21 protein-coding genes are annotated in these 23335 nt (G+C 47.4%); 3 read left to right on the plus strand and 18 right to left on the minus strand.

Annotated elements, in window-relative coordinates:
• A complete protein-coding gene (fapR, locus tag V1498_RS14545) occupies positions 1 to 576 on the minus strand; it encodes a transcription factor FapR (RefSeq protein ID WP_409294413.1) in 576 nt (191 codons plus the stop codon).
• Between the two features lie 552 nt (positions 577 to 1128).
• On the opposite strand from fapR, the gene V1498_RS14550 reads away from it, so the two are divergent.
• The gene (locus V1498_RS14550) at positions 1129 to 2166 is read left to right on the plus strand and encodes an aldose epimerase family protein (RefSeq protein WP_409294414.1); all 1038 of its coding nucleotides are present in this window, start codon (positions 1129 to 1131) and stop codon (positions 2164 to 2166) included.
• 37 nt (positions 2167 to 2203) lie between these two features.
• Here V1498_RS14550 and recG read toward each other — a convergent pair whose 3' ends face one another.
• The 5 genes from recG to V1498_RS14575 all read right to left on the minus strand — a co-directional run bounded on the left by recG (position 2204) and on the right by V1498_RS14575 (position 8018).
• Positions 2204 to 4252 carry an ATP-dependent DNA helicase RecG gene (recG, locus tag V1498_RS14555; protein WP_409294415.1) on the minus strand — a complete coding sequence of 683 codons (2049 nt, stop codon included), beginning with the start codon at positions 4250 to 4252 and terminating at the stop codon, positions 2204 to 2206.
• The gene (sdaAA, locus tag V1498_RS14560) at positions 4249 to 5139 is read right to left on the minus strand and encodes an L-serine ammonia-lyase, iron-sulfur-dependent, subunit alpha (protein WP_409294416.1); all 891 of its coding nucleotides are present in this window, start codon (positions 5137 to 5139) and stop codon (positions 4249 to 4251) included. The genes recG and sdaAA overlap by 4 nt, the downstream gene beginning before the upstream one ends.
• Before the next feature lie 13 nt (positions 5140 to 5152).
• The gene (gene sdaAB / locus V1498_RS14565) at positions 5153 to 5815 is read right to left on the minus strand and encodes an L-serine ammonia-lyase, iron-sulfur-dependent subunit beta (protein WP_409294417.1); all 663 of its coding nucleotides are present in this window, start codon (positions 5813 to 5815) and stop codon (positions 5153 to 5155) included.
• A 150-nt stretch (positions 5816 to 5965) separates the two neighbouring features.
• A complete protein-coding gene (locus tag V1498_RS14570; RefSeq protein ID WP_409294418.1) occupies positions 5966 to 7639 on the minus strand; it encodes a DAK2 domain-containing protein in 1674 nt (557 codons plus the stop codon).
• A gap of 16 nt (positions 7640 to 7655) precedes the next feature.
• A complete protein-coding gene (locus V1498_RS14575; RefSeq protein WP_409292195.1) occupies positions 7656 to 8018 on the minus strand; it encodes an Asp23/Gls24 family envelope stress response protein in 363 nt (120 codons plus the stop codon).
• Positions 8019 to 8276: 258 nt separating this feature from the next.
• Between V1498_RS14575 and rpmB the strand changes: the two genes are divergently transcribed.
• The gene (gene rpmB / locus V1498_RS14580) at positions 8277 to 8465 is read left to right on the plus strand and encodes a 50S ribosomal protein L28 (RefSeq protein ID WP_409292193.1); all 189 of its coding nucleotides are present in this window, start codon (positions 8277 to 8279) and stop codon (positions 8463 to 8465) included.
• 221 nt (positions 8466 to 8686) lie between these two features.
• On the plus strand, positions 8687 to 9850 hold the full coding sequence (locus V1498_RS14585) for an IS256 family transposase (protein WP_409294419.1): 1164 nt from the start codon (positions 8687 to 8689) through the stop codon (positions 9848 to 9850).
• A gap of 654 nt (positions 9851 to 10504) precedes the next feature.
• Here the strand turns inward: V1498_RS14585 and spoVM are convergent.
• The 12 genes from spoVM to coaBC all read right to left on the minus strand — a co-directional run bounded on the left by spoVM (position 10505) and on the right by coaBC (position 23239).
• Complete coding sequence (gene spoVM, locus V1498_RS14590) at positions 10505 to 10585, minus strand: stage V sporulation protein SpoVM (protein ID WP_409293277.1); 81 nt, start codon at positions 10583 to 10585, stop codon at positions 10505 to 10507.
• 84 nt (positions 10586 to 10669) lie between these two features.
• The gene (locus tag V1498_RS14595) at positions 10670 to 11350 is read right to left on the minus strand and encodes a thiamine diphosphokinase (protein ID WP_409294420.1); all 681 of its coding nucleotides are present in this window, start codon (positions 11348 to 11350) and stop codon (positions 10670 to 10672) included.
• Positions 11351 to 11369: 19 nt separating this feature from the next.
• A complete protein-coding gene (gene rpe, locus V1498_RS14600) occupies positions 11370 to 12017 on the minus strand; it encodes a ribulose-phosphate 3-epimerase (RefSeq protein ID WP_409294421.1) in 648 nt (215 codons plus the stop codon).
• Between the two features lie 6 nt (positions 12018 to 12023).
• Positions 12024 to 12905, minus strand: coding sequence for a ribosome small subunit-dependent GTPase A (rsgA, locus tag V1498_RS14605; protein WP_409294422.1), 882 nt, complete (start codon positions 12903 to 12905; stop codon positions 12024 to 12026).
• A 49-nt stretch (positions 12906 to 12954) separates the two neighbouring features.
• Positions 12955 to 14964, minus strand: coding sequence for a Stk1 family PASTA domain-containing Ser/Thr kinase (pknB, locus tag V1498_RS14610; RefSeq protein ID WP_409294423.1), 2010 nt, complete (start codon positions 14962 to 14964; stop codon positions 12955 to 12957).
• Between the two features lie 5 nt (positions 14965 to 14969).
• Positions 14970 to 15719, minus strand: coding sequence for a Stp1/IreP family PP2C-type Ser/Thr phosphatase (locus V1498_RS14615; protein ID WP_409294424.1), 750 nt, complete (start codon positions 15717 to 15719; stop codon positions 14970 to 14972).
• Positions 15720 to 15723: 4 nt separating this feature from the next.
• Positions 15724 to 16809 (minus strand): 23S rRNA (adenine(2503)-C(2))-methyltransferase RlmN, encoded by a 1086-nt coding sequence (gene rlmN, locus V1498_RS14620; protein ID WP_409294425.1) that lies wholly within the window; start codon positions 16807 to 16809, stop codon positions 15724 to 15726.
• A 1-nt stretch (position 16810) separates the two neighbouring features.
• A complete protein-coding gene (rsmB, locus tag V1498_RS14625) occupies positions 16811 to 18160 on the minus strand; it encodes a 16S rRNA (cytosine(967)-C(5))-methyltransferase RsmB (protein ID WP_409294426.1) in 1350 nt (449 codons plus the stop codon).
• On the minus strand, positions 18150 to 19106 hold the full coding sequence (gene fmt / locus V1498_RS14630; protein ID WP_409294427.1) for a methionyl-tRNA formyltransferase: 957 nt from the start codon (positions 19104 to 19106) through the stop codon (positions 18150 to 18152). The genes rsmB and fmt overlap by 11 nt, the downstream gene beginning before the upstream one ends.
• Entirely contained in the window at positions 19099 to 19587 is a 489-nt protein-coding gene (def, locus tag V1498_RS14635; RefSeq protein ID WP_409294428.1) for a peptide deformylase, read from the minus strand. The genes fmt and def overlap by 8 nt, the downstream gene beginning before the upstream one ends.
• A gap of 23 nt (positions 19588 to 19610) precedes the next feature.
• Positions 19611 to 22025 carry a primosomal protein N' gene (priA, locus tag V1498_RS14640; protein ID WP_409294429.1) on the minus strand — a complete coding sequence of 805 codons (2415 nt, stop codon included), beginning with the start codon at positions 22023 to 22025 and terminating at the stop codon, positions 19611 to 19613.
• A gap of 5 nt (positions 22026 to 22030) precedes the next feature.
• The gene (gene coaBC / locus V1498_RS14645; RefSeq protein ID WP_409294430.1) at positions 22031 to 23239 is read right to left on the minus strand and encodes a bifunctional phosphopantothenoylcysteine decarboxylase/phosphopantothenate--cysteine ligase CoaBC; all 1209 of its coding nucleotides are present in this window, start codon (positions 23237 to 23239) and stop codon (positions 22031 to 22033) included.
• Between the last annotated feature and the right edge of the window lie 96 nt (positions 23240 to 23335).

The following is a 23335-nucleotide window of genomic DNA, read 5'->3' on the forward strand; positions in this document are numbered from 1 at the left end:
TTACTCATCCTTTTCGTCTTTATGGGACCGGTACATTTCGAACTGGCCTTTGAACACAAGCTCAGTACCAACATAGCTCATCACTTCTACAAGAGTCCTGCCGGCAGCTGCCCGGTCCACTACCCTGGCTTTTGCCACGACTCTTTCATTCTCTCTAACCTGCCTGGTAAACTGGATGCCTGCCTTGGCCGTCAAAGCCAGCTCATCGTTTATGAGGGCGACTGCCAGTGAATTTGCCTGGGCAAAGAGATGATGGCCCCTTGCAATCCCATTCCGTTTAAATACATGCTCGTGCTTGACATCGAATATCGATATCGCACTCTGGTCCAGCTCGATATCTATAATTTCACCGATGATCTCATCGATAGGCAAAGCAATAATTTCATCGCTGAGCTTCTTCTCAGCAACATTCTTAATCCGTTCCCTCAGTTCAGGAATCGCCAGCTCCAGGCGGTCAAGCCGCACCGTCTGCACACTTACCTTAAACCTTGCAGCGAGCTCTTCATCCGTAATAAAAGGATTCTCTTCAATCGTCTCCACCAGCAGCTGCTGGCGCTCCTTTTTGCTCCGACGCAAATTATGGTCACCACCGCACTATTATGACTAGGTACTAACAGTAGTATATATAGACATAACAGATATTGCAACGATAAAAGCGGAAAGCGGTGCCTGCAAAAACAAATCACCATAAAAGCAGAATAAACTGAGCGAAAATCCATAGTTTGCCCCGGACCGGACAGTTTTAGCCGGACAATTCAGGGGTAAGCATTCTTTCTTGCCATGGGCAGGCTTTTGACTTGGAGGATCTGTCTTGCGCTGTATGATACAACATAGGGACTTGTGTTCATCTTTGTTATGGTAAAGAATGTGCGGTGTCTAGCTGGATACTCTGTCCGTCTGTAAATTAGGAAAACTGCGGGTAAGGAACTGCAGCCGCGAATATCAGCCATTCAAGAATTAAAAACGCCCTCTTTTTTAGCATACCCGTGGTTTCCTATTACAGAAAAAGGTACCTTTTAGATAAAAATCAGGCAGACTGCATCCTTCCCGGAAGATAAAAAGATTATAAAGGCCACCTGGATGGGTATAGGTTACCAAGTTCTTACTACATAAAAGCAGGTGATGAATATGAAAGTTCAATCTGAAAGAGCCGCAGACAGATGGACGGAGTATACACTGACCAATGATCACGGAATGAGTGTCAGTATATTGGACTTCGGAGGAATCATTACAAGGATGCTGGTGCCTGACCGGGATGGCACTTTAGAAAATATAGTCCTCGGATACAGGGACTATGCCGATTATCAAGATAATCCGAATTATTTCGGAGCTCTCATCGGCAGGGTTGCAGGAAGGATCCGTGCCGCAGCGTTCCAGCTGAATGATAAGATTTATGAGCTGGATGCCAATAATGAGGAAAATCACCTGCATGGCGGCCCGGAAGGTTTGCACCAGGTGCTGTGGAAGGCAGCCCCGTTGCAGACCGAAGATACGGCCGGGCTTAAGCTTACCTACAGAAGCGAGAATGGGGAAGGCGGCTATCCGGGCAATGCCGATATTACGGTGACTTATCAGCTGAATAATCATAATCAGTTCAGCATCCATTATTCTGCCGTATGTGATCAGGCAACTCCCATGGCATTGACCAATCATACATACTTCAATTTGAGCGGTAATTTAAAGGATACCGTTCATGATCATTATTTGACAATGGACAGCAGCAAATTCATAGAATTGAATGATGAGCTCATCCCGACTGGCAGCCTGCTTGATGTCACGGATACCCCTTTTGATTTCCGAAACCGGCGGAGGCTTGGCGATGGGCTGAACAGCGTCCTGGAACAGAACGAGATAGCAGGCGGAGGTTATGACCACCATTTCATTTTTGATAGAGCGAGAGAAGCGCAGGCAATTCTTGAAGAACCGGCCAGCGGAAGGGTAATGGCCGTTGAGACCAATCAGCCCGGCATGGTTTTGTACACCTCGAATGGTTTGGGAGAGGATTTACAGCTGAGGGAGACGGCATCCCGAAAATATTTAGGCGTATGCTTTGAAACCCAGGCACCTCCGGCTGCGCTTCATCAAAGCGGACTGCCCACCGTCACATTGAAGGCCGGGGAGGAGTATGATAAGACGACCGTCTTCTCTTTCAGCACCGCAAAATAAGAAACGGCTGGCCCGCAGGACGGGTTCAGCCGTTTTTTCAATCCAATTTATCCCCAGAAAGCACTCCTGCCTTTCTCAGGGATTCCCTCAGATGTGAATATTGGTCTTCCTGCCAGAAAGCCTCAGAATTGATCATCGTTACCGCATCATTCCTGGCGACTTCAAGGGCCCGGTAATCATGGATCATATCGGCCATTTTGAACTCTGGCACACCGCTCTGCTTTTTCCCGAAGAAGTCACCAGGCCCTCTTAATTCAAGATCTTTTTCAGACAGGACGAAACCATCATTAGTTTCCGACATGATTTTCATACGTTCCTTGCCCACTTCATTCTTCGGGTCTGCAATCAGAATACAGTAGGATTGGTCACTGCCCCGTCCGACCCTGCCCCGGAGCTGGTGAAGCTGCGAGAGCCCGAACCGCTCAGCATCATAAATGACCATGACGGTTGCATTCGGTACATTCACACCAACCTCGACAACGGTGGTCGACACAAGGACTTGAAGTTTGTTTTGGCTGAAATCCCGCATAACTTCATCTTTTTCAGAAGCGGGAAGCTTTCCGTGCATTAATCCGACAGAAAAGCGTCCGCCGAAGTACTGTGTCAGCGTCCCGTGGACATCGAGTGCGTTCTGCAGATCCAATTTTTCTGACTCCTCGATGAGCGGGCAGATGACATATGCCTGGCGCCCCATTCTCAGTTCCTTTTCTACAAAGGCAAGGACCCGGTCCAAGGTATCATGCTTAGTCCAGTACGTTTCAATCTTTTTCCTTCCTGCCGGCATTTCATCGATGATGGATACGTCCATTTCGCCGAATGCCGTAATCGCCAATGTTCTTGGTATCGGGGTAGCCGTCATGAACAGTACATCAGGGCTTTCCCCTTTTTCCCGAAGAATCCGTCTCTGTTCCACACCAAAACGGTGCTGTTCATCGGTAATTACAAGACCCAGGTTGTGAAAGTTCACTTCGTCCTGGATAAGAGCATGGGTGCCTATTAAAATATGAATCTCACCAGAAGCCAGCCGTTCAAGGATTTCCCTTCTCCGCTTACCTTTGACGGAGGAAGTCAGCAGGGCTATTTCAATGCCATGCGGATTCAGCATTTCGTAAAGGGAGGATGCATGCTGTTCGGCCAGGATTTCTGTCGGCACCATAAGGGCACCCTGATAGCCCGCACTGTGGGAAGCAAACAAACCGACAGCTGAGACGACTGTCTTGCCCGAACCTACATCTCCCTGAAGCAGCCTGTTCATCCGATAAGGCGATTTCATATCGGAGAGGATTTCGTTTACCACCCGTTTTTGGGCACCAGTGAGCGGAAAGGGCAGGCCCTCAATGAATGCCTTTAACCGGGCAATTTTATAGTCCTGCCTCATCCCCTGCGACTGCTCACGCTGCACTTTCCGGATCGCCTGCATCTTCAGCTGGAATAATAGAAATTCTTCATATACTATCCTGCGCCTTGAATGTTTTAAATCTCTCTCACCTGCCGGAAAATGAAGTGCCCGGAACGCATCCTTCCGCGGCAAAAGCTTATATTCTGTCAAAAGTTCTAGAGGCAGGATTTCATGGATTTCATGGCCAAATTCATTGAATGCAGCAGCCAGGTAGCGCCGGAGGCTTTTGACGCTCAGTTCGCCCTTGACGGCATACACCGGTTCAAAGTTATGTTCCCGTTCTGCGGTGCCTGCTGAATGCTCAGAAATGGTGATTGTCTGACGGTGCTTGTCCCACTTTCCCGTTACCGTGATGTGCTGCCCGATGGAAAATTTCTTCTTCAGATAGGGCTGATTGAAGAAGGTTCCGGTAATCAAGTAGCGCCCAACTAAAATCCGGAGTGTCAGCCTTGATTTTTTCTTCCCAAAATAAACAAGAGAAGGCTCGCTGTGCACGACCCCTTCCACAGTTACCCTCTCTTCATGCTCTACTTCCGCCAGGTCCTTCAAGCGGTAATCCTCATAACGATATGGAAAATGCTCAAAGAGATCCATCACACTGTATATCTGCATGTCATTCAATTGGGCTGCTGTTTCCTCCCCTACCCCTTTGACCGTGTTAACTGGAAGCTTGGTTAAATCGTTCACTTTTTCTTCTCTTCCAATGAGATGCCAAAGATTTTAGCTTCCAGCTCCCGTCCGGTCGGAGTCGCAGCAAGGCCGCCAAGTGCTGTTTCACGAAGCGCAGATGGCATGGAAAGGCCAATTTTATACATCGCTGATATTACTTCATCACATGGGATGCGGCTTGTGATCCCGGCAAGTGCCATATCGGCAGCCACCATGGCATTGGCTGCGCCCATGGCATTTCTTTTTACACACGGTACTTCAACCAGTCCTGCTACCGGGTCACATACAAGGCCAAGCATATTCTTGAGCGTGATTGCCATTGCCTCGGCACTCTGCGAAGGTGTTCCGCCGGCAAGCTCGACAATGGCCGCTGCAGCCATGCCGGCAGCCGATCCGACTTCAGCCTGGCAGCCGCCCGCGGCGCCTGAGATGGAAGCATTATTTGCAACAACAAAGCCAAATGCCCCTGAAGCGAATAAAAATTCAATCATTTGTTCCCGGGTTGGCTTCAGTTTGTTCTTCACGGCAAACAAGGTACCTGGCACAACCCCGGCAGACCCGGCGGTCGGAGTGGCGCAGATTGTACCCATCGCCGCATTTACTTCATTGGTCGCAACCGCCTTGCTGACTGCATCCAACAGGACTTCTCCCGAGAGGAAATTCCCTTTCTTGATGTACTCCTGCATAAGGACTGCATCGCCGCCTGTCAGGCCGGAATGAGACTTCACTCCATTCAGTCCCTTTTCAATCGCCTTTTCCATGACTTCCAGGTTTTTATCCATCAAGCCGACAACTTCATCCCATGTCCGGCCGGTGACTTGCATTTCCTGTTCAATCATAATATGGGAAATCTTTTTCCCCTGGCTTTCTGCCAGTTCCACTAATTCTGCTACGTTCCTGAACATATGGCTACCTCTCTTAATCTACAATTTTAGTTACATTTTTTATATTTGGAAGCGCTTTTATTTCATCCATTACCACTATATCTATATTTTGATCCACTTCAATCGTCATTAACGCCATTTTCCCTTTTTCCTTACGCGAAACATCCATGTGGGCAATATTGATTTTATGCTTGGCCAGGACAGCGGCTACTGCGGCAATCGCCCCGAACCTGTCTTCATGAACCACGAGTATGGCAGGGTCATGTCCGGTCAGCTTCAATTCAAAGCCATTAAGCTCGATGATCTCAATTTTTCCTCCGCCGATCGAAATGCCGACAAGCTCGAGTTCGCCATCCCCATCACCGATACGGATTCTCGCAGTATTAGGATGTTCGGTTATCTCTTCTTCTTCGCTGAAGGTAATTTTCATCCCTTTTTCCCCGGCAAGGTCCAGGGCTTCAATGATGCGCTCATCAAAGGTATCGAAGTCCAGCAGTCCCCCGACCACAGCCACATCCGTTCCATGGCCCTTATATGTTTTGGCAAATGAGCCATAAAAGGAGATTTCTGCCCACTGCGGCTCCCGGCCGAACAGGCTGCGCGCCATCCTGCCGATCCTGGCAGCTCCTGCAGTATGTGAACTCGAAGGGCCGATCATAATCGGTCCAATAATGTCAAACACGCTTTTATATTTCATTCTGGTTTCCTCCCAGAGACTGTTATTTTAAAAAATACGGCAAGAAAAGCATAACGGAAAAAATGGAATTAGAAAAGCTTTTTACACATAGAAAAGAACTGGCCCCGCTAGAGCCAGTCCCACTTAAAATCATATCATGCCGGTACGCATTTATTCAATGGAGAAGATAAAAGGATAGAGCGGCTGTTTTCCATTGTGCACTTCAACTTCCAGATCTTCAAAAAGATCCTCGCAATAGCCCTGGATTTCTTCAACTTCTTCCTCATTGGCTTCTTCGCCGTAAATGATAGTCAGAATCTCGGCATCATCATCAAGCATGGAAGCAAGAAGTTCCTTTGCTGCCTGAAGCTTATCCTGGTTCTTGACAGTGATTTTACCCTCTGCAATCCCCATGAAGTCTCCTGTTGAAATATCGAGACCGTCAATTTGTGTATCTCTTACTGCGTAAGTGATCTGACCGGTCTTCACATGGCCCAGAGCTTCATTCATATTGTCTTCATTTTCCGAAACCGAAGATGCCGGATTGAAAGCAAGCAGTGCTGTCATTCCCTGCGGCACTGTTTTAGAAGGGATGACAATCACCTTCTCTTCAGCCACCTCTGCTGCCTGCTGGGCTGCCATAATGATATTCTTGTTGTTAGGAAGGATGATGATATTTCGTGCGTTGGCTTCCTTAATGGCCTGAAGAATATCCTCTGTGCTCGGATTCATGGTCTGTCCGCCCTCAATCACCGACTTAGCACCGATGCTTTTGAAGAGATCGCGGATGCCTGAGCCCATGGCAACTGCAACTACACCGAATTCCTCTTTCTCAAGAGGTGCTGTCCTTGAAAGGTCGTTATGTGTTTCGCCGACGATGGATTCGTGCTGCTGGCGCATGTTGTCGATCTTGATTTTAATCAGGCTTCCGAAGTTCTGTCCATAAGACAGGCACTCACCAGGCTGTTCCGAGTGAATGTGAACTTTCACTATTTCCTCATCAGAGACAACAAGCAGAGAATCACCGTATCCGCTTAAATGGTTCCGGAAGTCCTCTTCGGAAAAAGGATTCTTTGAAAGCTTGTCATCCTCAAACTTGACCATGAACTCTGTGCAGTAGCCGAATTCTATATCGGCTGTATTGATATGTCCCTGAACAGATTTATGGTGTTCGGCGCTGACCAGTTCGTCCATGGTAGCATGTGCGTGAGGAGTGCCTTCAATTTCCTCGCCTTTCAATTCAGCAAGAAATCCTTCATAAACGAAAAGAAGCCCCTGACCGCCGCTGTCTACCACGCCTACTTCCTTCAGTACCGGCAGAAGATCTGGAGTCCTGTTTAAAGAAGCCCTCGCTTCCTTGACGATATGCTCCATCACGGTCACAATATCTTCTTTTTCCTTTGCAGAAGAAACCGCAGCACGGGCTGCGTCCTTGGCAACAGTAAGGATTGTTCCTTCGACCGGCTTCATGACAGCTTTATAGGCAGTCTCCACTCCCGCCTCAAATGCAGATGCAAATTCCTTGCTGTTGATGAATGGCTTGCCTTCTATTGATTTAGCAAAACCGCGGAACAGCTGGGAAAGGATGACACCGGAGTTTCCCCGGGCTCCCATAAGCAGGCCTTTTGCAAGGGCATTCCCCACTTTTCCGATATGGTCCTGAACATTATTTTTCACTTCTTTTGCACCCGACGTCATGGACAGGTTCATATTGGTACCAGTATCCCCATCAGGAACAGGGAAAACGTTCAATGCGTCCACATAATTTGCATTTGCCGTAAGATTATTGGCCCCTTTGAGCACCATCTCGGCGAAACGTTTTCCATCTAAGCTAGTAATTGACACGAATGTTTCCTCCTTACTAAGGGTTCGTTACACGAACTCCCTGCACAAAAATATTAACGGAATCAACTTCCAGACCCATTGTTTTGTCCAGGGTGTACTTTACTTTTGATTGAACATTATGAGCTATTTCAGAGATTTTCGTGCCATAGCTGACGATTATGTACATATCAATATGAACCTGTTCATTCTCCTGACGTACAATAACTCCTTTTGTGAAATTCTCTCTGCGGAGTATCTCAGCTATACCATCTTTTAATTGTTTCTTGGAAGCCATACCCACGATCCCATAACAATCAATTGCCGCCCCGCCCGCTATGGTGGCAATCACGTCATTGGATATATCTATTTGACCGAACTTATTATTTAACTCTATGGACATAGTATCTTCCCCTTCCTGAGAAAAACTCATTAGCTACAGACCATTGTACTATAGTAACATCAGATTTGAAAGTCCAACAGTGCTCATGTTTATTATAAAGCAAGGCTCCATTCTGTGTGTCAAGGTTCTTTTCTTGAAAGTAGTTATCAGAACTATTGCATTCTGCTTTTATGTATGTTAAATTATTAAAGTGTTTCTAAAGACTTAAGAGAATTATAAATAACTTAAGCATGTTCGTAGTTAGGAGGGAATAAAATCATGGCACGCAAATGTGTAATCACAGGCAAAGGAACTCGTTCCGGCAACAGCCGCTCACACGCAATGAACGCTAACAAACGTACTTGGGGTGCTAACCTTCAAAAGGTTCGTATTCTAGTTGACGGAAAACCAAAACGTGTATACGTTTCTGCAAGAGCTCTAAGATCAGGCAAAGTAGAACGCGTATAAAACGACGGCATCCAGCAGGGTGCCTTTTTTGTTTTCAGTATAAACCCCGATGCTTTATTCAGGCCCGGGATTCTCCAAATGCTGCAGTTTAGTAGAAATCAGACAATTTTGCAGGGTTATGTTGATTAAGTCCATATAATTGTGTAAAAAGAAAGAGTCATTTTATTCACTCTTGGCAACACTGTTTTCAACCACGATAAACAATGAAAAGAGGAATATAAATGACTCAGTTACAGTTTAGCCTAAATATGGACGATTTAAAAGAATCGATTGTTAACTCAAACCTTGATATGGTTGTAAAATCCGCACTGGTCCTGGTACTCAATGAAATCATGGAAAAGGAAAGGGACGATCATCTTAAGGCGGGTGCCTATGAACGCTCTCCAGAGCGTCAGGATTATCGAAACGGCTACTATGAACGTGAGTTATTGCTTGGAATTGGCAAGCTTAAGCTCAAGGTGCCCCGGACTCGTAACGGAGAGTTTTCCACGTCTATTTTTGAAAAGTATGCTCGCTGTAATCAGGCACTGATGCTTTCCATGCTAGAGATGGTTATTAACGGAGTCTCCACCCGTAAGGTCACTAACATTGTTGAGCAGCTTTGCGGTGAAAATGTTTCAAAATCATTTGTATCTTCCCTCACCCAAAAGCTCGATCCCATTATTAATGATTGGGCTAAGCGCCCGTTAAATGTCATGTACTATCCCTATGTATTTGTAGATGCCATGTATATAAAGGTCCGTGAACACAAAAGGGTAGTATCCAAAGCTGTCTATATCGCAACTGCTATCACAGAGAAGAACACACGCGAAATTCTTGGTCTGAGTGTTGATCACGCCGAAGACTTTGAGAGCTGGAGCCGTTTCTTCCAACAGTTGAAGTCCCGTGGCCTCCAATCACCCAAACTGGTCATCTCAGATGCCCATCTGGGCCTGCAAAAGGCAATACAGCGTGACTTTATCGGAACCGCCTGGCAGAGGTGTACCGTACATTTTAAACGCAATATCACCAGCAGCCTGGCTAAGAAAGACACCGCAGAGATACGCACCATGATCAAACGGGTTTTTGAAGCTGTGACTATAGAGGATGCACGCCGATTTAAGGATGAATTACTAAAAAAATTTGAAGAGGAACCTAAGTTTGACAAAGCCCTAACCACATTAGATGACGGCTTCGAAGATGCCATTCAATACTTGGACTTTCCAGAGAATATACATCCCCACATCCGAAGTACCAACTCACTCGAAAGGCTGAACCAGGAAGTTCGAAGAAGGGAAAAAGTAATCCGAATCTTTCCCAATACACAATCTGCTTTTCGATTGACTGGAGCGGTACTTATGCAATATCAAGACGTCTACTCCAAAAGGAAGACATTAAGCCGCTAAGACAGCTTTATTTTTTCGCTCCACTTCCATCTTGGAAGGATCACATATCCGGAGAGGGCTGTCAAAGTGAGGAGCCTTTGACAGCCCTCTCCGGATATGTAGAAAAAACACCATGGAAGTTTCGCAAAAAAAATGTAATGGTAGTGCAATTGATTAAACAATTAAATAAGTGAAAACAGTTGTAGTTAAATTTACACAATTGTATGGACTTGACTGTTATGTTTGGGCTCGGCGAGTAAATTTCCTTTTTCCGCGAGTAAGCCGCCCGGTTCGGCGGGTAAATTCCCTTTTTCCGCGAGTAAGCTGCCCGGTTCGGCGAGTAAATTTCCTTTTTCCGCGAGTAAACTGCCCGGTTCAGCGGGTAAATTCCGTTTCCGCGAGTAATCCTCTGCATCCGGTCAGTAAATAGCAAAATTTATGCTGTTTCCTTCTCTTTTCTGATGCCCTGCTGTGATGACAGTATCTATATCAGTCCTGCTGTCAGCCTTTCAGCCAAAACGCTGCGAAATTCCTAAATCTGCTATTCTTCTTAAGCTGTTCCGTCAAAAGTTATCTTCTCCCAAAGCCCCTGCACCTGCCTCCATGGAAAAAACACCCCCATCCATCCTACATGAGGGTGTCCATCATGAATTCATAAATTAATTAGTGCGCGCACTACTCTTTTTTGAACATTCCCAGACAGGCCCTAACCAAACCGCCCAAGAATCTTGGTAGTTTAATCGTATAAAATTTCATAAAGCCCCTCCTCACAAAATCTCACACTGATTATTCAACTTATTAGCGGATATAGGAAGAGATATCCACTCTTATAAGAGTGATTTAATCGCTGCTTCTTACCACCAATAATATGCCTTCCTTGAATGAAAAAGTACCTTCTTCATACAGAAGTTCATTACTAATACATAGTGTGGACCCGAGCTTTATATTCCTGTTTTCGAGAGGGTACTTGAATCTTTTCAGGGTAATTGCTTTTACCTCAGGCGTGAGGGGGATAAAAGAAATATATTTTTTATCTTCTTCCTTCGTCAAAGTATAGGTGCCGGGTCTGGCGGCAAAGATCCGGTTGGTTTTATCAACCATGCAGATTCTTGTGCCCGGTTCGTCCTGGATATGGCGGGCAAGGAGCTGGATGTTGCCCAGATAATGGTCGGCTCTGCCTCCGGTTGCGCCGAATAACAGGATTTCATCCGGCTTTTGCCCCGCTGCCCATTCAAGCGCGATTTCAAGGTCAGTCTGGTTCTTTTCAGCGGGATACATGTTGAGGTGTACGAGCTTTTCACGCATGAGGCTGAGTTCAGCTTCTGTGACTGAATCGAAGTCCCCAAAAGCTTCTGAAGGGGGAATTCCCATTGACAGAAGGTGATGGACTCCCCTGTCGACCCCAGCCCAGATTATGCCGCTTTCGTTCATGTTATTCAGATCAGGGACATATTGGATGGGTCCTCCAGCCAGGATGTATATTTTCAAAAGAATTCCCCCTACGAAAAAGAGACTGATCATCAGCCTCTTTACGATTTTTCTACCCTTTCAAAACTGCGATAGCTTTAGAGCGGTCGGATTCATCATAGACAGCCGACCCAGCTACTAAAATGGTGGCACCATGGTCGATGCATTGGCCGGCTGTTTCTTTGTTCACACCGCCGTCCACCTCGATTTCAAGGGAGTGGAGACCCAGCTTGTCTGCCATCTCCCTGACTTGCTTAATTTTCTTGAGCACACGCGGTATGAAGGACTGGCCCCCAAACCCGGGATTCACGCTCATGAGCAGCACCATATCGAGGTCTTCGAGGACATGCTGTATCATCTCTACAGGCGTAGCAGGATTCAGTACCACCCCTGCTTTTACACCAAGGGACTTGATGAAAGAAATGGTCCTGTCGAGATGTATGCAGGCTTCTGCATGAACGGTAATATAGTCTGCCCCTGCATTGGCAAAGGCCTCGATATACCGGTCAGGGTCCTCGATCATTAAGTGTACATCAAGCGGAAGCTTCGTGATCGGGCGGATAGCCTCCACAATCAGGGGACCGATGGTGATGTTCGGAACAAAATGTCCATCCATCACATCCACATGGATCAGATCCGCCCCTCCCCGTTCTACATCCTTTATCTCTTCACCCAGCCTGGAAAAATCAGCTGATAGTATGGATGGCGCTATTTTCACCATAATATATTAATACCTCGGCTTTCGGTCTCTAATTTCCTGCAGGAATTCCAGATAGTGCTCATAACGGTAAGATGGCAGCTCACCGGATTCATAGGCCGCCTTAACGGCGCATTTGGGCTCCTTGTCATGCAGGCAGCCCCGAAACTTGCATTGCTCGCTGATTTCCCTTATATCCGGAAAACAAAAAGAAAGTTCCTCCAGTTCAACATTGGTAAATTCAAGAGAGCTGAAACCCGGAGTATCTGCCACCAGGCCGCCGCTGATATGAATCAGCTCAACATGCCTTGTTGTATGCTTTCCCCGCCCTAAATGCTGGGAAATATGATTTGTCTTAAGATCAAGCCCCGGGCGCAGGGCATTCAGCAGTGTGGATTTCCCTACACCGGACTGTCCGGCCACCACGCTCGTTCTGTCTTGTATATATGGCCGGAGCTTTTCTACGCCTTCCTGTGTGACTGAAGAAGTCGCCACCACCGGGTAGCCGATAGCCGAATATTCCTTAATGTACGCATGGATGGCAGCAAGCGCATCCGCATCAAGCAGGTCCACCTTCGTAATGCAGATGACCGGGCTGATATGATTGGCTTCGATCAGCACCAGGAACCGGTCCAGGAGGACGGTGCTGAAGCCCGGCTCCACGGCCGAGAAGACAAGGATGGCCTGATCTACATTCGCAATCGGCGGCCGGATCAATTCATTGAATCTTTTCTTGATTTCAAGAACATAGCCTTCTTTATCATTGTCGGCCTGATATACCACTTCATCACCTACCAAGGGTGTTATTTTATCTTTTCGAAATGTTCCTCTGCCCCGGCATTGTACGAGCTGCTCTCCATCAAGAACATAATAAAACCCGCTGAGAGCTTTGACTATTTTGCCAACTGGCATATTTTCCCTCCTTTTTTTCGCGACGCATCCTTAAGGCGCCCTTTCCTGATTATGAATCTTCCCCGGGATAAGGTATCGAGTCTTCCTCGATCACACTGTTATCCCGCATTATTCTATAAACTGCCTCTTTTCCAGGAGCCACTGTGAAGGTAAGCTTCTTCTTAAGGGTATTGGTGATGGTGAATTCATCAAATGGTTCGTTGATGCTGTTTGTAAGATCCCCTATAAAGATTTGGATGGCCTGTGGCTGCCCGGCAGCTTCAGATGAATACTCAATGGTGATTTCTTTGCTTACTTCCTTTGGCGGCGGTTCTTCTTTGCCTTTAGAAATAATTACTTTAACTTTATCGCCTTTTACAACCTGAGATTCAGGGGCAGGTTCCTGGGAGATCACCAATCCCTCAGGCACCTCATCACTGTATTCTTCCCCTGCAATTTCGATGTCTAATCCATTTATCGATCCATATTCCTCAAGATTTTGCTTATTGTACTGACTTAAATCCTTGAGCCCGATTTTAGGGGGACCGGAGCTGATTGTAAAATCCAGCTCTGTCTCGGATGGCACAACCATGGTCCCCGGAGCAGGGTCCTGGTCGAGAATCGTGCCGGGTTCACTATCATCTGTCTGCGGGTTGACCTGGGGCTCTTTATAGCCCTGGCTTTCAAGGAGGGCCTTGATGTCATCGATATTCCGGCCGGCATAATCAGAGAGCTCGCTCTTTTTCTTGCCGCTGCTGATGATGATATCGATTTCCTTGCCTTCTTTTACACTGGTACCGATTTCAGGGCTGGTTTTGATTACATGATTCTGTTCAATCTGATCATCGGACATTTCTGTTGTTGTCCCAACCTTGAAGCCTTTTTCGTACAGCATACTCATCGCCACATCAAGCTTTTTCCCCTTGATGTCCGGAACCTTCACGTCCTTAGGCTCCATCATTTGCGGGAGGACAGTAACGGCAAGCACCCCAAGCAGGATCAAAACAAGAAAAGAGGAAATAAGGACCGCAGGCCATCTCTTTTTCTTCTTTTCTCCCTTTGCACTATCCTTACTCTTAATCTTCTTTTTTTCCTTACCCTGGACGTCAGGAAACTCTGCTGTACCTGCAGGCTCACTTTCTGCACCCCTGATAAGAGTCTCACCAAGATCCTGTACGTTATGGTCCGGCATGATCACAGGAATTGCTTTTGTAGCATCCTCATCTTCCGGCACATGAAAGGGGGCTTCATTTTTCCTGGCAGGGTCCAGTGCAGACCTCAAGTCTTCGGCCATTTCCTCTGCTGACGAATAGCGGTGATAGGAGTCCTTTGAGGATGCTTTAAGCACGCAATTAGCTACGCTCTGCGGAATATCAGGCGCCCATCTCTTCGGTGAAGGCATCTCAGACTGCAGGTGCTTCAATGCAATGGAGATGGCGGATTCCCCTGAAAAAGGCAGCCTCCCAGTCAACAGTTCAAACATGACGATTCCAAGTGAATAAATATCAGAGGTTTTATTCGCCATGCCTCCCCTCGCCTGTTCCGGGGAAAGATAATGTACCGAACCCAGTACTGCATTCGTCTGGGTGATGCTTGTCGAACTAAGGGCCATGGCGATTCCAAAGTCCGTAATCTTTACTGTTCCATGGCTGTCTATAAGGATATTCTGCGGCTTTATGTCCCTGTGGATGATTCCGTATTGATGGGCATGGGCAATAGCTGAGGTAATCTGTTCCATGATGTTAATGGCCGTTTCAACAGGGATCGGAAAATGCTGCTGTATGTATTGTTTAAGGGTAAGTCCTTTCACATACTCCATGACAATATAATAGATGTCATCCTCCACACCCACATCATAAATGCTGACAATGTTTGGGTGGGCCAGGCTTGTTGCCGAATGGGCTTCACGGTTGAACCTTTTTATGAATTCATCATCATTGGAAAAATCCATGCGCAGTATTTTCAATGCCACTTCCCGTTCGAGGATCATATCCCGCGCCAGGTAGACATTGGCCATTCCACCTCCGCCGATCATTTCGATGATCTTGTAGCGGCCGCTTATTCTTTTTCCAATCAGCATTTAATTCACCCGCTTTCACTTTCATCTGTAAAATGCACAAGGACAAGGGTGATATTATCCTCGCCGCCGTTTTCAATGGCCAGTTTAACCATTTCCTCAGATTTGGCTTCAAGGTTTATGCTGGATTGTATAATTTCCTGCAGCTTCTGCTCGCTCACTTTATTGGAAAGACCATCTGAACAAAGCAGGAGTGTGTCATTTCCCTGCATTGTCCGGATTGCTGTATCGATCTCTACATGTTTTTCAGTTCCAAGTGCTCTCAGCAATACATTTTTCCTCGGATGGTGCTCGGCTTCTTCCCTGGTAAGTTCACCGCACCTGACCAGTTCATTGACAAGTGTGTGGTCTTCGGTCAGATGGATGAGCCTGCCTTCAGTCGACATATAGCCGCGGCTGTCCCCAACATGGGCTATGGACGCAAACGATTCTGTGCAGACTGCTGCAACAATCGTGGTTCCCATTCCCTCACATTCAGGATTGGCGAGTGAATGCCTGTAAATCAGATCATTCACTTTTACGATATGGGTTCTGAGCCAGTCCTCAGCGTCTTCGATATCTGAAAAATCTCCTGTTTCTCCCCAATATTCCTGCAAGCTGTCGATGGCCATCCTGCTGGCGACATCCCCGGCTCTATGACCTCCCATTCCATCTGCAATGGCAGCAAGAATAATTCCGCTTGAATTGGTGAAGACTCCGCCATTATCTTCGTTAAGCTGGCGGAGTCTCCCACGGTCTGTTTTAAAAACCGCTTCCATCCTTTCACCTCGTCTCTTCTTTTCGCTCCTTGGCTCTCAGCTGCCCGCAGGCTGCGTCGATATCATGGCCCTGTTCTCTGCGGATGGTTACATTTACTCCAGCGTTCTTCAATGTTTTTTCAAACTCAAAGATCTGCTCGCGAGGTGTTCTTACATAGTTGCGTTCAGGCACATAATTTACAGGAATCAAATTCACATGGCACTTCAGACCTTTAATCAGTCTGGCAAGCTCTTCTGCATGCTCCACCTGATCATTCACGCCGCCGAATAATCCATATTCGAAACTGACACGCCTGCCTGTTTTATTGACATAATATTCAACAGCTTCGATCAGATCCGGAAGTTTATATGCGCGGTTGATCGGCATAAGGGAGCTTCTGATATCATTGTTAGGTGCATGAAGGGAAATGGCAAAGTTGATCTGCATCTTTTCATCGGCAAATTTGTAAATCTTCGGAATGATGCCGCTCGTGGATACCGTGATATGGCGGGCTCCGATATTCAATGCCTTTTCATGATTGATGATCTTCAGGAATGACAGCATTTCATCATAATTGTCGAAAGGCTCGCCAATCCCCATAATTACGACAGAACTCACCCGCTCATTTGTCTCATCAAGCGCCTTCTGTACTTTTACGACCTGAGCAACGATTTCTCCTGCTTCTAAGTTCCTTTTTAATCCGCCCAGTGTAGAGGCACAGAACGTACACCCTATCCGGCAGCCTACCTGTGTGGTGACACAGATGGAGTTACCGTATTCGTGCCTCATCAAGACCGTTTCAATCGAGTACCCATCATGAAGCTCAAACAAAAATTTAATGGTACCGTCACTTGAAGTCTGCTGGATCAGGGTATTAAGTGTCGTCAGCGAGAAACTTTCCTCCAGCTTTTCCCTTAACTCTTTGGATAGATTGGTCATTTCTCCAAACGCAGTAGCGCGCTTGATGTAGAGCCAGTCATAGATCTGCTCAGCCCTGAAGGCCTTTTCTCCCTTCTCTGTCAGCCATTCTCTTATTTCATGCAATTCAAGTGAATAGATGGATGGTTTTTGGTTCTCCTGCTGCGGTTTTCTCTTCAATGTATTTTCCAATTTACTTCACCTTCCTTTTAAAACTTGCTATAAAGAATCCATCGCTTCCGAAATCCTGGGGCAGTACCTGGATCATATGGCCGCTGACGAGAGGCTGTGCCGGTAACGGAAGCCTTTCGCGAAGACTGAGGTCTTCCTCGAATTCCGGATGTTCCTCTAAAAATCGCTGTGCCACATTTTCATTTTCTTCCTTATCCACGGTACATGTACTGTACACCAGGGTGCCCCCTTTTTGGACAAGCGGGGCAGCTGCATCCAGCAGTTCAAGCTGTATGCCTGCCAGAGATGCAATATCTTTTTCGGTTTTTGTATATTTAATGTCAGGCTTCCTGCGCATCACTCCGAGCCCGGAGCACGGTGCATCGATCAGGATACGGCTGAATTGGCCGAGCCCGAAAATTTCCTGAACCTTTTTGCTGTTATACACCCTGGTCTTGATGTTAGTCAGTCCCAGCCGCTCTGCCTGCTCATTGATGAGCTTGACTTTATGCTCGTGGAGATCGAGTGCCACCACCCGTCCCTTATCCGAGAGCCTCTCGGCTATATGGGTGGACTTACCTCCAGGGGCGGCACAGGCATCAAGAACCTGCTCATCTCCTTCTGCGCCGAGGGCATACCCCACAAGCATGGAACTTTCATCCTGTATGGTGAAAAAGCCTGCATTGAATGCCTCAGAGTGGGTAAGATTCCCCCTGAGCGCCTTTATTCCATCGGGCGTGACCTGGCTTGCCTCCACCTCGAATCCTTCTTCGCGAAGAAGGCTCAATGCCTCATTCCTCGCAGCTTTCCGGATGTTGACCCTTGCTGTCTGAACAGGTGCAAGCAGATTCTCCATACACATTTCATAGGTTTTTTCATAGCCGAATTGTTCGACCCAGCGTTCCACGATCCATTTTGGATGGCTTGTTTCAATCGAGATTCTTTCGGTTCTGTCTTTGATTTCATCGAGCGGCAAAATTCCTTTGCGCTGTATGTTCCTAAGAACTCCATTGACCATGGAGGTATTGCCCTTATGGCCCCTCTTTTTTGCAATTTCCACCGCTTCAAACAGCACGGCATGGTCAGGAATTTTGTCCAGGTAGATCATTTGATAGAGCGACAGGCGCAGCAGATTCACGATCCAGCCCTGCGTTTTGTTGAATTTAACAAACGGGCTTAAATAAAAATCGAGCGTCATTTTCCGCTGGATAGTGCCATATGTCAGCTCAGTCAGGAGCCCTGCATCGAGTCCTGAAAGCTTATGTTTTGTAATCATTTTGTTCAGGAGGAGATTGCTGTAGGACTGGTTCCTTTCAACCGAGTCCAGGACTTCAAGCGCAATCTGCCTTACTGATTTTTTATTAGTTGTCATGTTCGTCTCCCAGCTTCATGCCTGGCTTAAGGCTTGCACCTGATCCGCGGAGGAAATCCAGGGCATTCATCCTCTTTTTCCCCGCAGGCTGCAATTCAGTTATCTTGATTCCGGTGCCGTTGCCTGTCCCAACCACAATGCCGTCCTCATCCAGACTGATGATCTCTCCGGCACCGGCTTTTATGTCATTCTTTATCTTTTGGGAATTCCACAGTTTCCATACTTCGGTTCCAAAAACCGTGTAGGCGGCCGGCCAAGGATTCAGCCCCCGGATATGGTTGAAGATTTCCTCGCCGGTTTTAGTCCAATCCACTTTTTCCTGCTCACGTTTGATATTGAAGGCAAATGTTGCCTTTGATTCATCCTGTGGAACCGGGGTGATTTCACCCTTCAACAGCTTTGGCAGTGTGTCGGATAGCAGGTCTGCACCAGCCGCGCTCAGCTTCTCAAACAGTGTGCCCACATTATCCTCTTCTTCAATCGCTATTTCCGTCTGGGCGAGGATGTCCCCGGCATCAAGCTTTTCAGCCATATACATGATGGTGATCCCTGTTTTTTCTTTGCCCTGGAGGATGGCGTAATGGATGGGCGCCCCGCCCCTCAGTTCAGGCAGCAGGGAAGCATGGACATTGATGCATCCGAATCCGGGTGCATCCAATAGCCGTTTGGGCAGGATCTGGCCGTAGGCGGCCGTGACAATAAGATCCGGCTTTACGGATAGGACTTCATCCAATTCCTCTTCATTGCGGATTTTTTCCGGCTGGAATACCTTGATGCCGTGCTTTTGTGCCTCGACCTTGACCGGAGTCGGAGTCAGGACCCTTTTTCTGCCGACTGGACGGTCAGGCTGTGTCACGACGGCGGCTACTTCATAGCCGTCTTCGATGATCCTCCGTAATACAGGGACCGAGAAATCCGGGGTTCCCATAAATACAATCTTAGTCATGCTCCTCCACCCCTTCTAGTTCTTTTTCGGTCAAGTAACGGCTTACCTTGGAGGTAAACAGCACACCATCAAGGTGATCCATTTCATGCTGGATTGCCCTGGCAAGGAAATCATCCGCCTTTAATTCAAACGGCCTTCCTTTGCGGTCCTGGGCCTTAATTTTTATTTTATAAGGGCGCTCCACTTCACCGAACAGTCCAGGAAAACTCAGGCATCCCTCCGGCCCTGACTGGTCTCCCTCAACACTTACGATCTCTGGATTGATCAGTTCAATTCTCCCGTTTTCATCGCCAATATCCACAACGGCAATCCGCTGGGAAGAGCCGATCTGGGGTGCGGCAAGGCCCACCCCATCCGCTTCAAGCATGGTTTCATACATATTATTTAAAAGTTTAGCCAGCTTTTTATCAAAAACTTCAACTTTTTCGCATTTTTGTTCTAAAATCCGGTCTGGATAAAGCACAATCGGTAATATTGCCAAGGTAATAAATTCCTCCTGACAGCCTACATTAACATGTAAGGATTTAAATCAACCGCAATCTGCAGTCCATCCTGGCTGGTTTCTTTCTGATAATGATCTACAATTTTCTTCAGCATTTTCCTTAATTCCGGCTCACGCTTGTATTTTATCAAACATTGGTACCGATATCTATCGTTGACACGGCTTATCGGCGAAGCGACCGGCCCAAGGACCGCAGAATCTCCGCTCAGGCCCGTGCTGAGAAATTTTGTTATTCGTTCCGTCACCGAAACGGCCTTCATCAAATCCTCATGAGAAACGGTTACCATGGCCAGATAATAATAAGGAGGATATTTGCTAAGCTTCCTTAAGCGCATTTCCTGCTCATAAAAAGCATCAAAATCCTGTTCGGCAGAAAGCTCGACACTATAGTGTTCAGGTGTGTACGTCTGGATGATCACTTCCCCTGGCAGCTGGTGCCTGCCAGCCCTGCCGCTGACCTGTGTCAAAAGCTGGAACGTTTTCTCGGAGGCCCTGAAATCGGGCAGGTGAAGCATAGTATCGGCTGATAGAACCCCTACCAGTGTTATATTCGGGAAATCCAGTCCTTTGGCAATCATCTGGGTTCCGAGCAGAATATCAGCCTGTCCTTCCTGAAAGGCACGAAGCAGCTTTTCATGGGACCCTTTCTTTCCGGTCGTATCCACATCCATCCGGATTACCCTTGCTTCGGGCAGGATCTTGCCAAGCTCGTCCTCAACCTTCTGTGTTCCCGTCCCAAAAAAACGGATATGATCACTCTGGCATTCAGGACAGTGGGATGGCATCGGTGCTTCGAAGCCGCAGTAATGGCATTTCATCTGATGGTTATATCTATGATAAGTCAGCGAGATATCACAATGGGGACAATCAAGGACTTTGCCGCAGTCGCGGCACATCACAAATGAGGAATGGCCTCTCTTGTTAAGGAATAATACCGTTTGCTCTTTTTTGGCCACCCTGTCCTTCAATTTCTCAAAAAGCTTGCTTGAGAACATGGACCTGTTCCCTCCGCGAAGCTCTTCTCTCATGTCCACGATCTCAACCTCAGGCAGGACGGCCTCGTTCATCCGGTGCCGCAGCGTAAGGAGGGTGTATACTTTTTTTTGAGCGCGGGCGAAGGTTTCAAGCGAAGGGGTGGCACTGCCAAGTACCACGGGGCAGCCGTGGCGCCTGCTTCTTCTGATGGCCACATCCCGGGCATGATATCTTGGATTTTCTTCCTGTTTGTAGCTTGACTCATGCTCTTCATCAATGATGATAATGCCAAGGTTTTCGAACGGGGCAAAAATGGCTGACCTGGCGCCCACGACAACTTTTACTTCTTTGCGCTGGATTTTCCGCCATTCATCATATTTCTCGCCTGCTGACAGGCCGCTGTGAAGAACCGCTACTTCATTTCCAAAGCGGCCTTTGAAACGCTGAACCATCTGGGGAGTCAGCGAAATCTCCGGCACGAGCATAATCGCTTCTTTTCCCTGGCTCACACTATTCGCGATTGCCTGCAGATAAACTTCTGTCTTCCCGCTTCCGGTGATCCCATATAGGAGAAATGTACCGTCACTTTTCGTATCAATGGATTCATTGATCGGGGCCAGCGCTGCCCGCTGCTCTTCCGTCAGGACAAACGGTGATGTCTCCGCAAAAGTCCGGTTGATATATGGATCCCTGTATATTTCCTTTTCAAACTCCCGAAGGACCTTCTTATTTACCAGGCCCTTTACGGATTGCGCCGTCGTATCGGTCACTGCGATTAAGTCCTTGAGCGGTATATCCCCCGGCTTTTCAATGAAATGGGCGATGACCGCCTTTTGCTTTGCTGCATTCTGGGGCAGATTTGCGGCAAATTGCTCCAATTCTTTCCGGCTGCTGGCGGCTTCTATATACTTCAGGCGCTTTTTGTTCAATTTATTTTTCACCTGATATATCACCTCAAGCCGGCCTTCATGAAGCTCGTGCTGAAGTTTGGCAGGTGATGTGCTGTCCAGAGCTTCTTTCCAGCTTATCCGTGTTTTTGCACTGAACAGCTCCTGAACTTTTGGAGACAGCCCTTCCCTCATAGCTTCATCTACTAAATCAATGAACTTTTCATATTTGGCCTTGAGGGCAGCAGGAAGCATGGCCTGATATGCAGATATCCGGTAGCACAGCGTTTCTTCAGTCAGCCAGTCCCCAAGCTCGAGCAATTCTCCGTTCAGGACCGGCTGGAGGTCCATCGGTTCTTCGATGGACCGCAGCCTGCTGTGTTCGGACTCGGCTTTCACCTTTGAAACGAATCCCTGTATCTTCCTTGGGCCAAAGGGGACGATCACCCTCATTCCAGGTTTGATTACCCCTTCCCATTTTTCTGGTATAAGGTAATCGAATTCACGGTCCGTTTGCTTTGCCGGCACATCGACGATGACGGACGCTATTTTCATGGACATCATTCCTTTTTATTAAACAATTCTATCATCCTGCCTAATATATCGCCTGCAATGGCTGCCTTTGACTTCTGTGGTATATGGACCGGTTCCCTGCCACCTGCAAATATGGTGACAATATTGGTGTCAGTTCCAAATCCTGCCCCTTCAGATGTAACATTATTCGCAACGATCATGTCTGCATTTTTGCGTTTTAATTTACTCTGTGCATATTCCTCTACAGAGTCTGTCTCCGCTGCGAATCCAATTAACACTTTATTCCCTTTGCGGGCACCAAGCTCCATAAGGATATCGCTTGTACGTTCTAATTCAATCATTTCATCCCCAGGCTGTTTTTTCATTTTTTTCGTGCTGTAAATCTTTGGCCTGTAATCGGAAACGGCTGCTGTCATAATGACTGCATCTGCTTCCTCAAATTCTCCCATGACTGCCTCGTACATTTCCTGGGCAGATTCAACAGCGACCAGTTTGACGAAAGGAGGGGGGGCTATGGACACCGGCCCTGACACAAGCGTCACTTCTCCGCCGAGACGAACCGCTTCTGCTGCAAGGGCATAGCCCATTTTACCGCTCGAAAAGTTTGAAATGAAACGGACAGGATCAATTTTCTCACGCGTCGGCCCCGCCGTGATCAAAATTTGCTTCCCGGCAAGCGGAAGGTGTTCTCTGCCCATAAAAAAGCTCTTCACTTTTTCTACGATGGTTTCCGGCTCCTCAAGCCTTCCCCTGCCCACATAGCCGCAGGCGAGGTAGCCCTCCCCGGGTTCAATGTATTCATAGCCAAAGCTTTTCAGTATCTCCATATTCCTTTGAACTGCCGGATGGCCGTACATATGGACATTCATGGCCGGGGCAATCCAGACCGGGGCCGTGGAAGCAAGTATGGTGGTGGATATCATGTCATCTGCAATGCCGTTGGCCATTTTGCCAATGATATTGGCTGTTGCAGGGGCGACAATGATCAGGTCAGCCCAGTCAGCGAGGTCAATGTGGGCAATTTTGCCCGGGATTTTTTCATCGAAGGTATCTATAAAAACATCATTCCTGGAAAGAGCCTGAAACGTAAGCGGAGTGACAAATTTCACGGCTGATTCGCTCATGATGACCTTGACGGCCGCACCCTCCTGTACCAGCTTACTCGTAAGCGCCGCAGCCTTATAGACCGCTATCCCTCCTGAAACGCATAATAGAATCTGTTTATTCGTCAGCATGTGTTTTCCTCCAGCATTTAAACTGTCTTCATTATGAAGGATAATGACGTTTTTTTCATCTTTTTAATCTATGCGGGGAATTTTCCCGCTAAAAGA

The sequence above is a fragment of the Paraperibacillus marinus genome (genome assembly GCF_046237605.1).
GTDB classification, from domain to species: Bacteria; Bacillota; Bacilli; order Bacillales; family DSM-1321; genus Paraperibacillus; species Paraperibacillus marinus.

Excerpts from the sequence above, each read along its gene's own strand:
- V1498_RS14550 (WP_409294414.1), top strand. The coding sequence starts at position 1,129 with ATGAAAGTTCAATCTGAAAGAGCCGCAGACAGATGGACGGAGTATACA.
- sdaAA (WP_409294416.1), bottom strand. The coding sequence starts at position 5,139 with ATGTTCAGGAACGTAGCAGAATTAGTGGAACTGGCAGAAAGCCAGGGG.
- sdaAB (WP_409294417.1), bottom strand. The coding sequence starts at position 5,815 with ATGAAATATAAAAGCGTGTTTGACATTATTGGACCGATTATGATCGGC.
- V1498_RS14575 (WP_409292195.1), bottom strand. The coding sequence starts at position 8,018 with ATGTCCATAGAGTTAAATAATAAGTTCGGTCAAATAGATATATCCAAT.
- rpmB (WP_409292193.1), top strand. The coding sequence starts at position 8,277 with ATGGCACGCAAATGTGTAATCACAGGCAAAGGAACTCGTTCCGGCAAC.
- V1498_RS14585 (WP_409294419.1), top strand. The coding sequence starts at position 8,687 with ATGACTCAGTTACAGTTTAGCCTAAATATGGACGATTTAAAAGAATCG.
- spoVM (WP_409293277.1), bottom strand. The coding sequence starts at position 10,585 with ATGAAATTTTATACGATTAAACTACCAAGATTCTTGGGCGGTTTGGTT.
- V1498_RS14595 (WP_409294420.1), bottom strand. The coding sequence starts at position 11,350 with ATGATCAGTCTCTTTTTCGTAGGGGGAATTCTTTTGAAAATATACATC.
- rpe (WP_409294421.1), bottom strand. The coding sequence starts at position 12,017 with ATGGTGAAAATAGCGCCATCCATACTATCAGCTGATTTTTCCAGGCTG.
- rsgA (WP_409294422.1), bottom strand. The coding sequence starts at position 12,905 with ATGCCAGTTGGCAAAATAGTCAAAGCTCTCAGCGGGTTTTATTATGTT.
- pknB (WP_409294423.1), bottom strand. The coding sequence starts at position 14,964 with ATGCTGATTGGAAAAAGAATAAGCGGCCGCTACAAGATCATCGAAATG.
- V1498_RS14615 (WP_409294424.1), bottom strand. The coding sequence starts at position 15,719 with ATGGAAGCGGTTTTTAAAACAGACCGTGGGAGACTCCGCCAGCTTAAC.
- rsmB (WP_409294426.1), bottom strand. The coding sequence starts at position 18,160 with ATGACAACTAATAAAAAATCAGTAAGGCAGATTGCGCTTGAAGTCCTG.
- fmt (WP_409294427.1), bottom strand. The coding sequence starts at position 19,106 with ATGACTAAGATTGTATTTATGGGAACCCCGGATTTCTCGGTCCCTGTA.
- priA (WP_409294429.1), bottom strand. The coding sequence starts at position 22,025 with ATGAAAATAGCGTCCGTCATCGTCGATGTGCCGGCAAAGCAAACGGAC.
- coaBC (WP_409294430.1), bottom strand. The coding sequence starts at position 23,239 with ATGCTGACGAATAAACAGATTCTATTATGCGTTTCAGGAGGGATAGCG.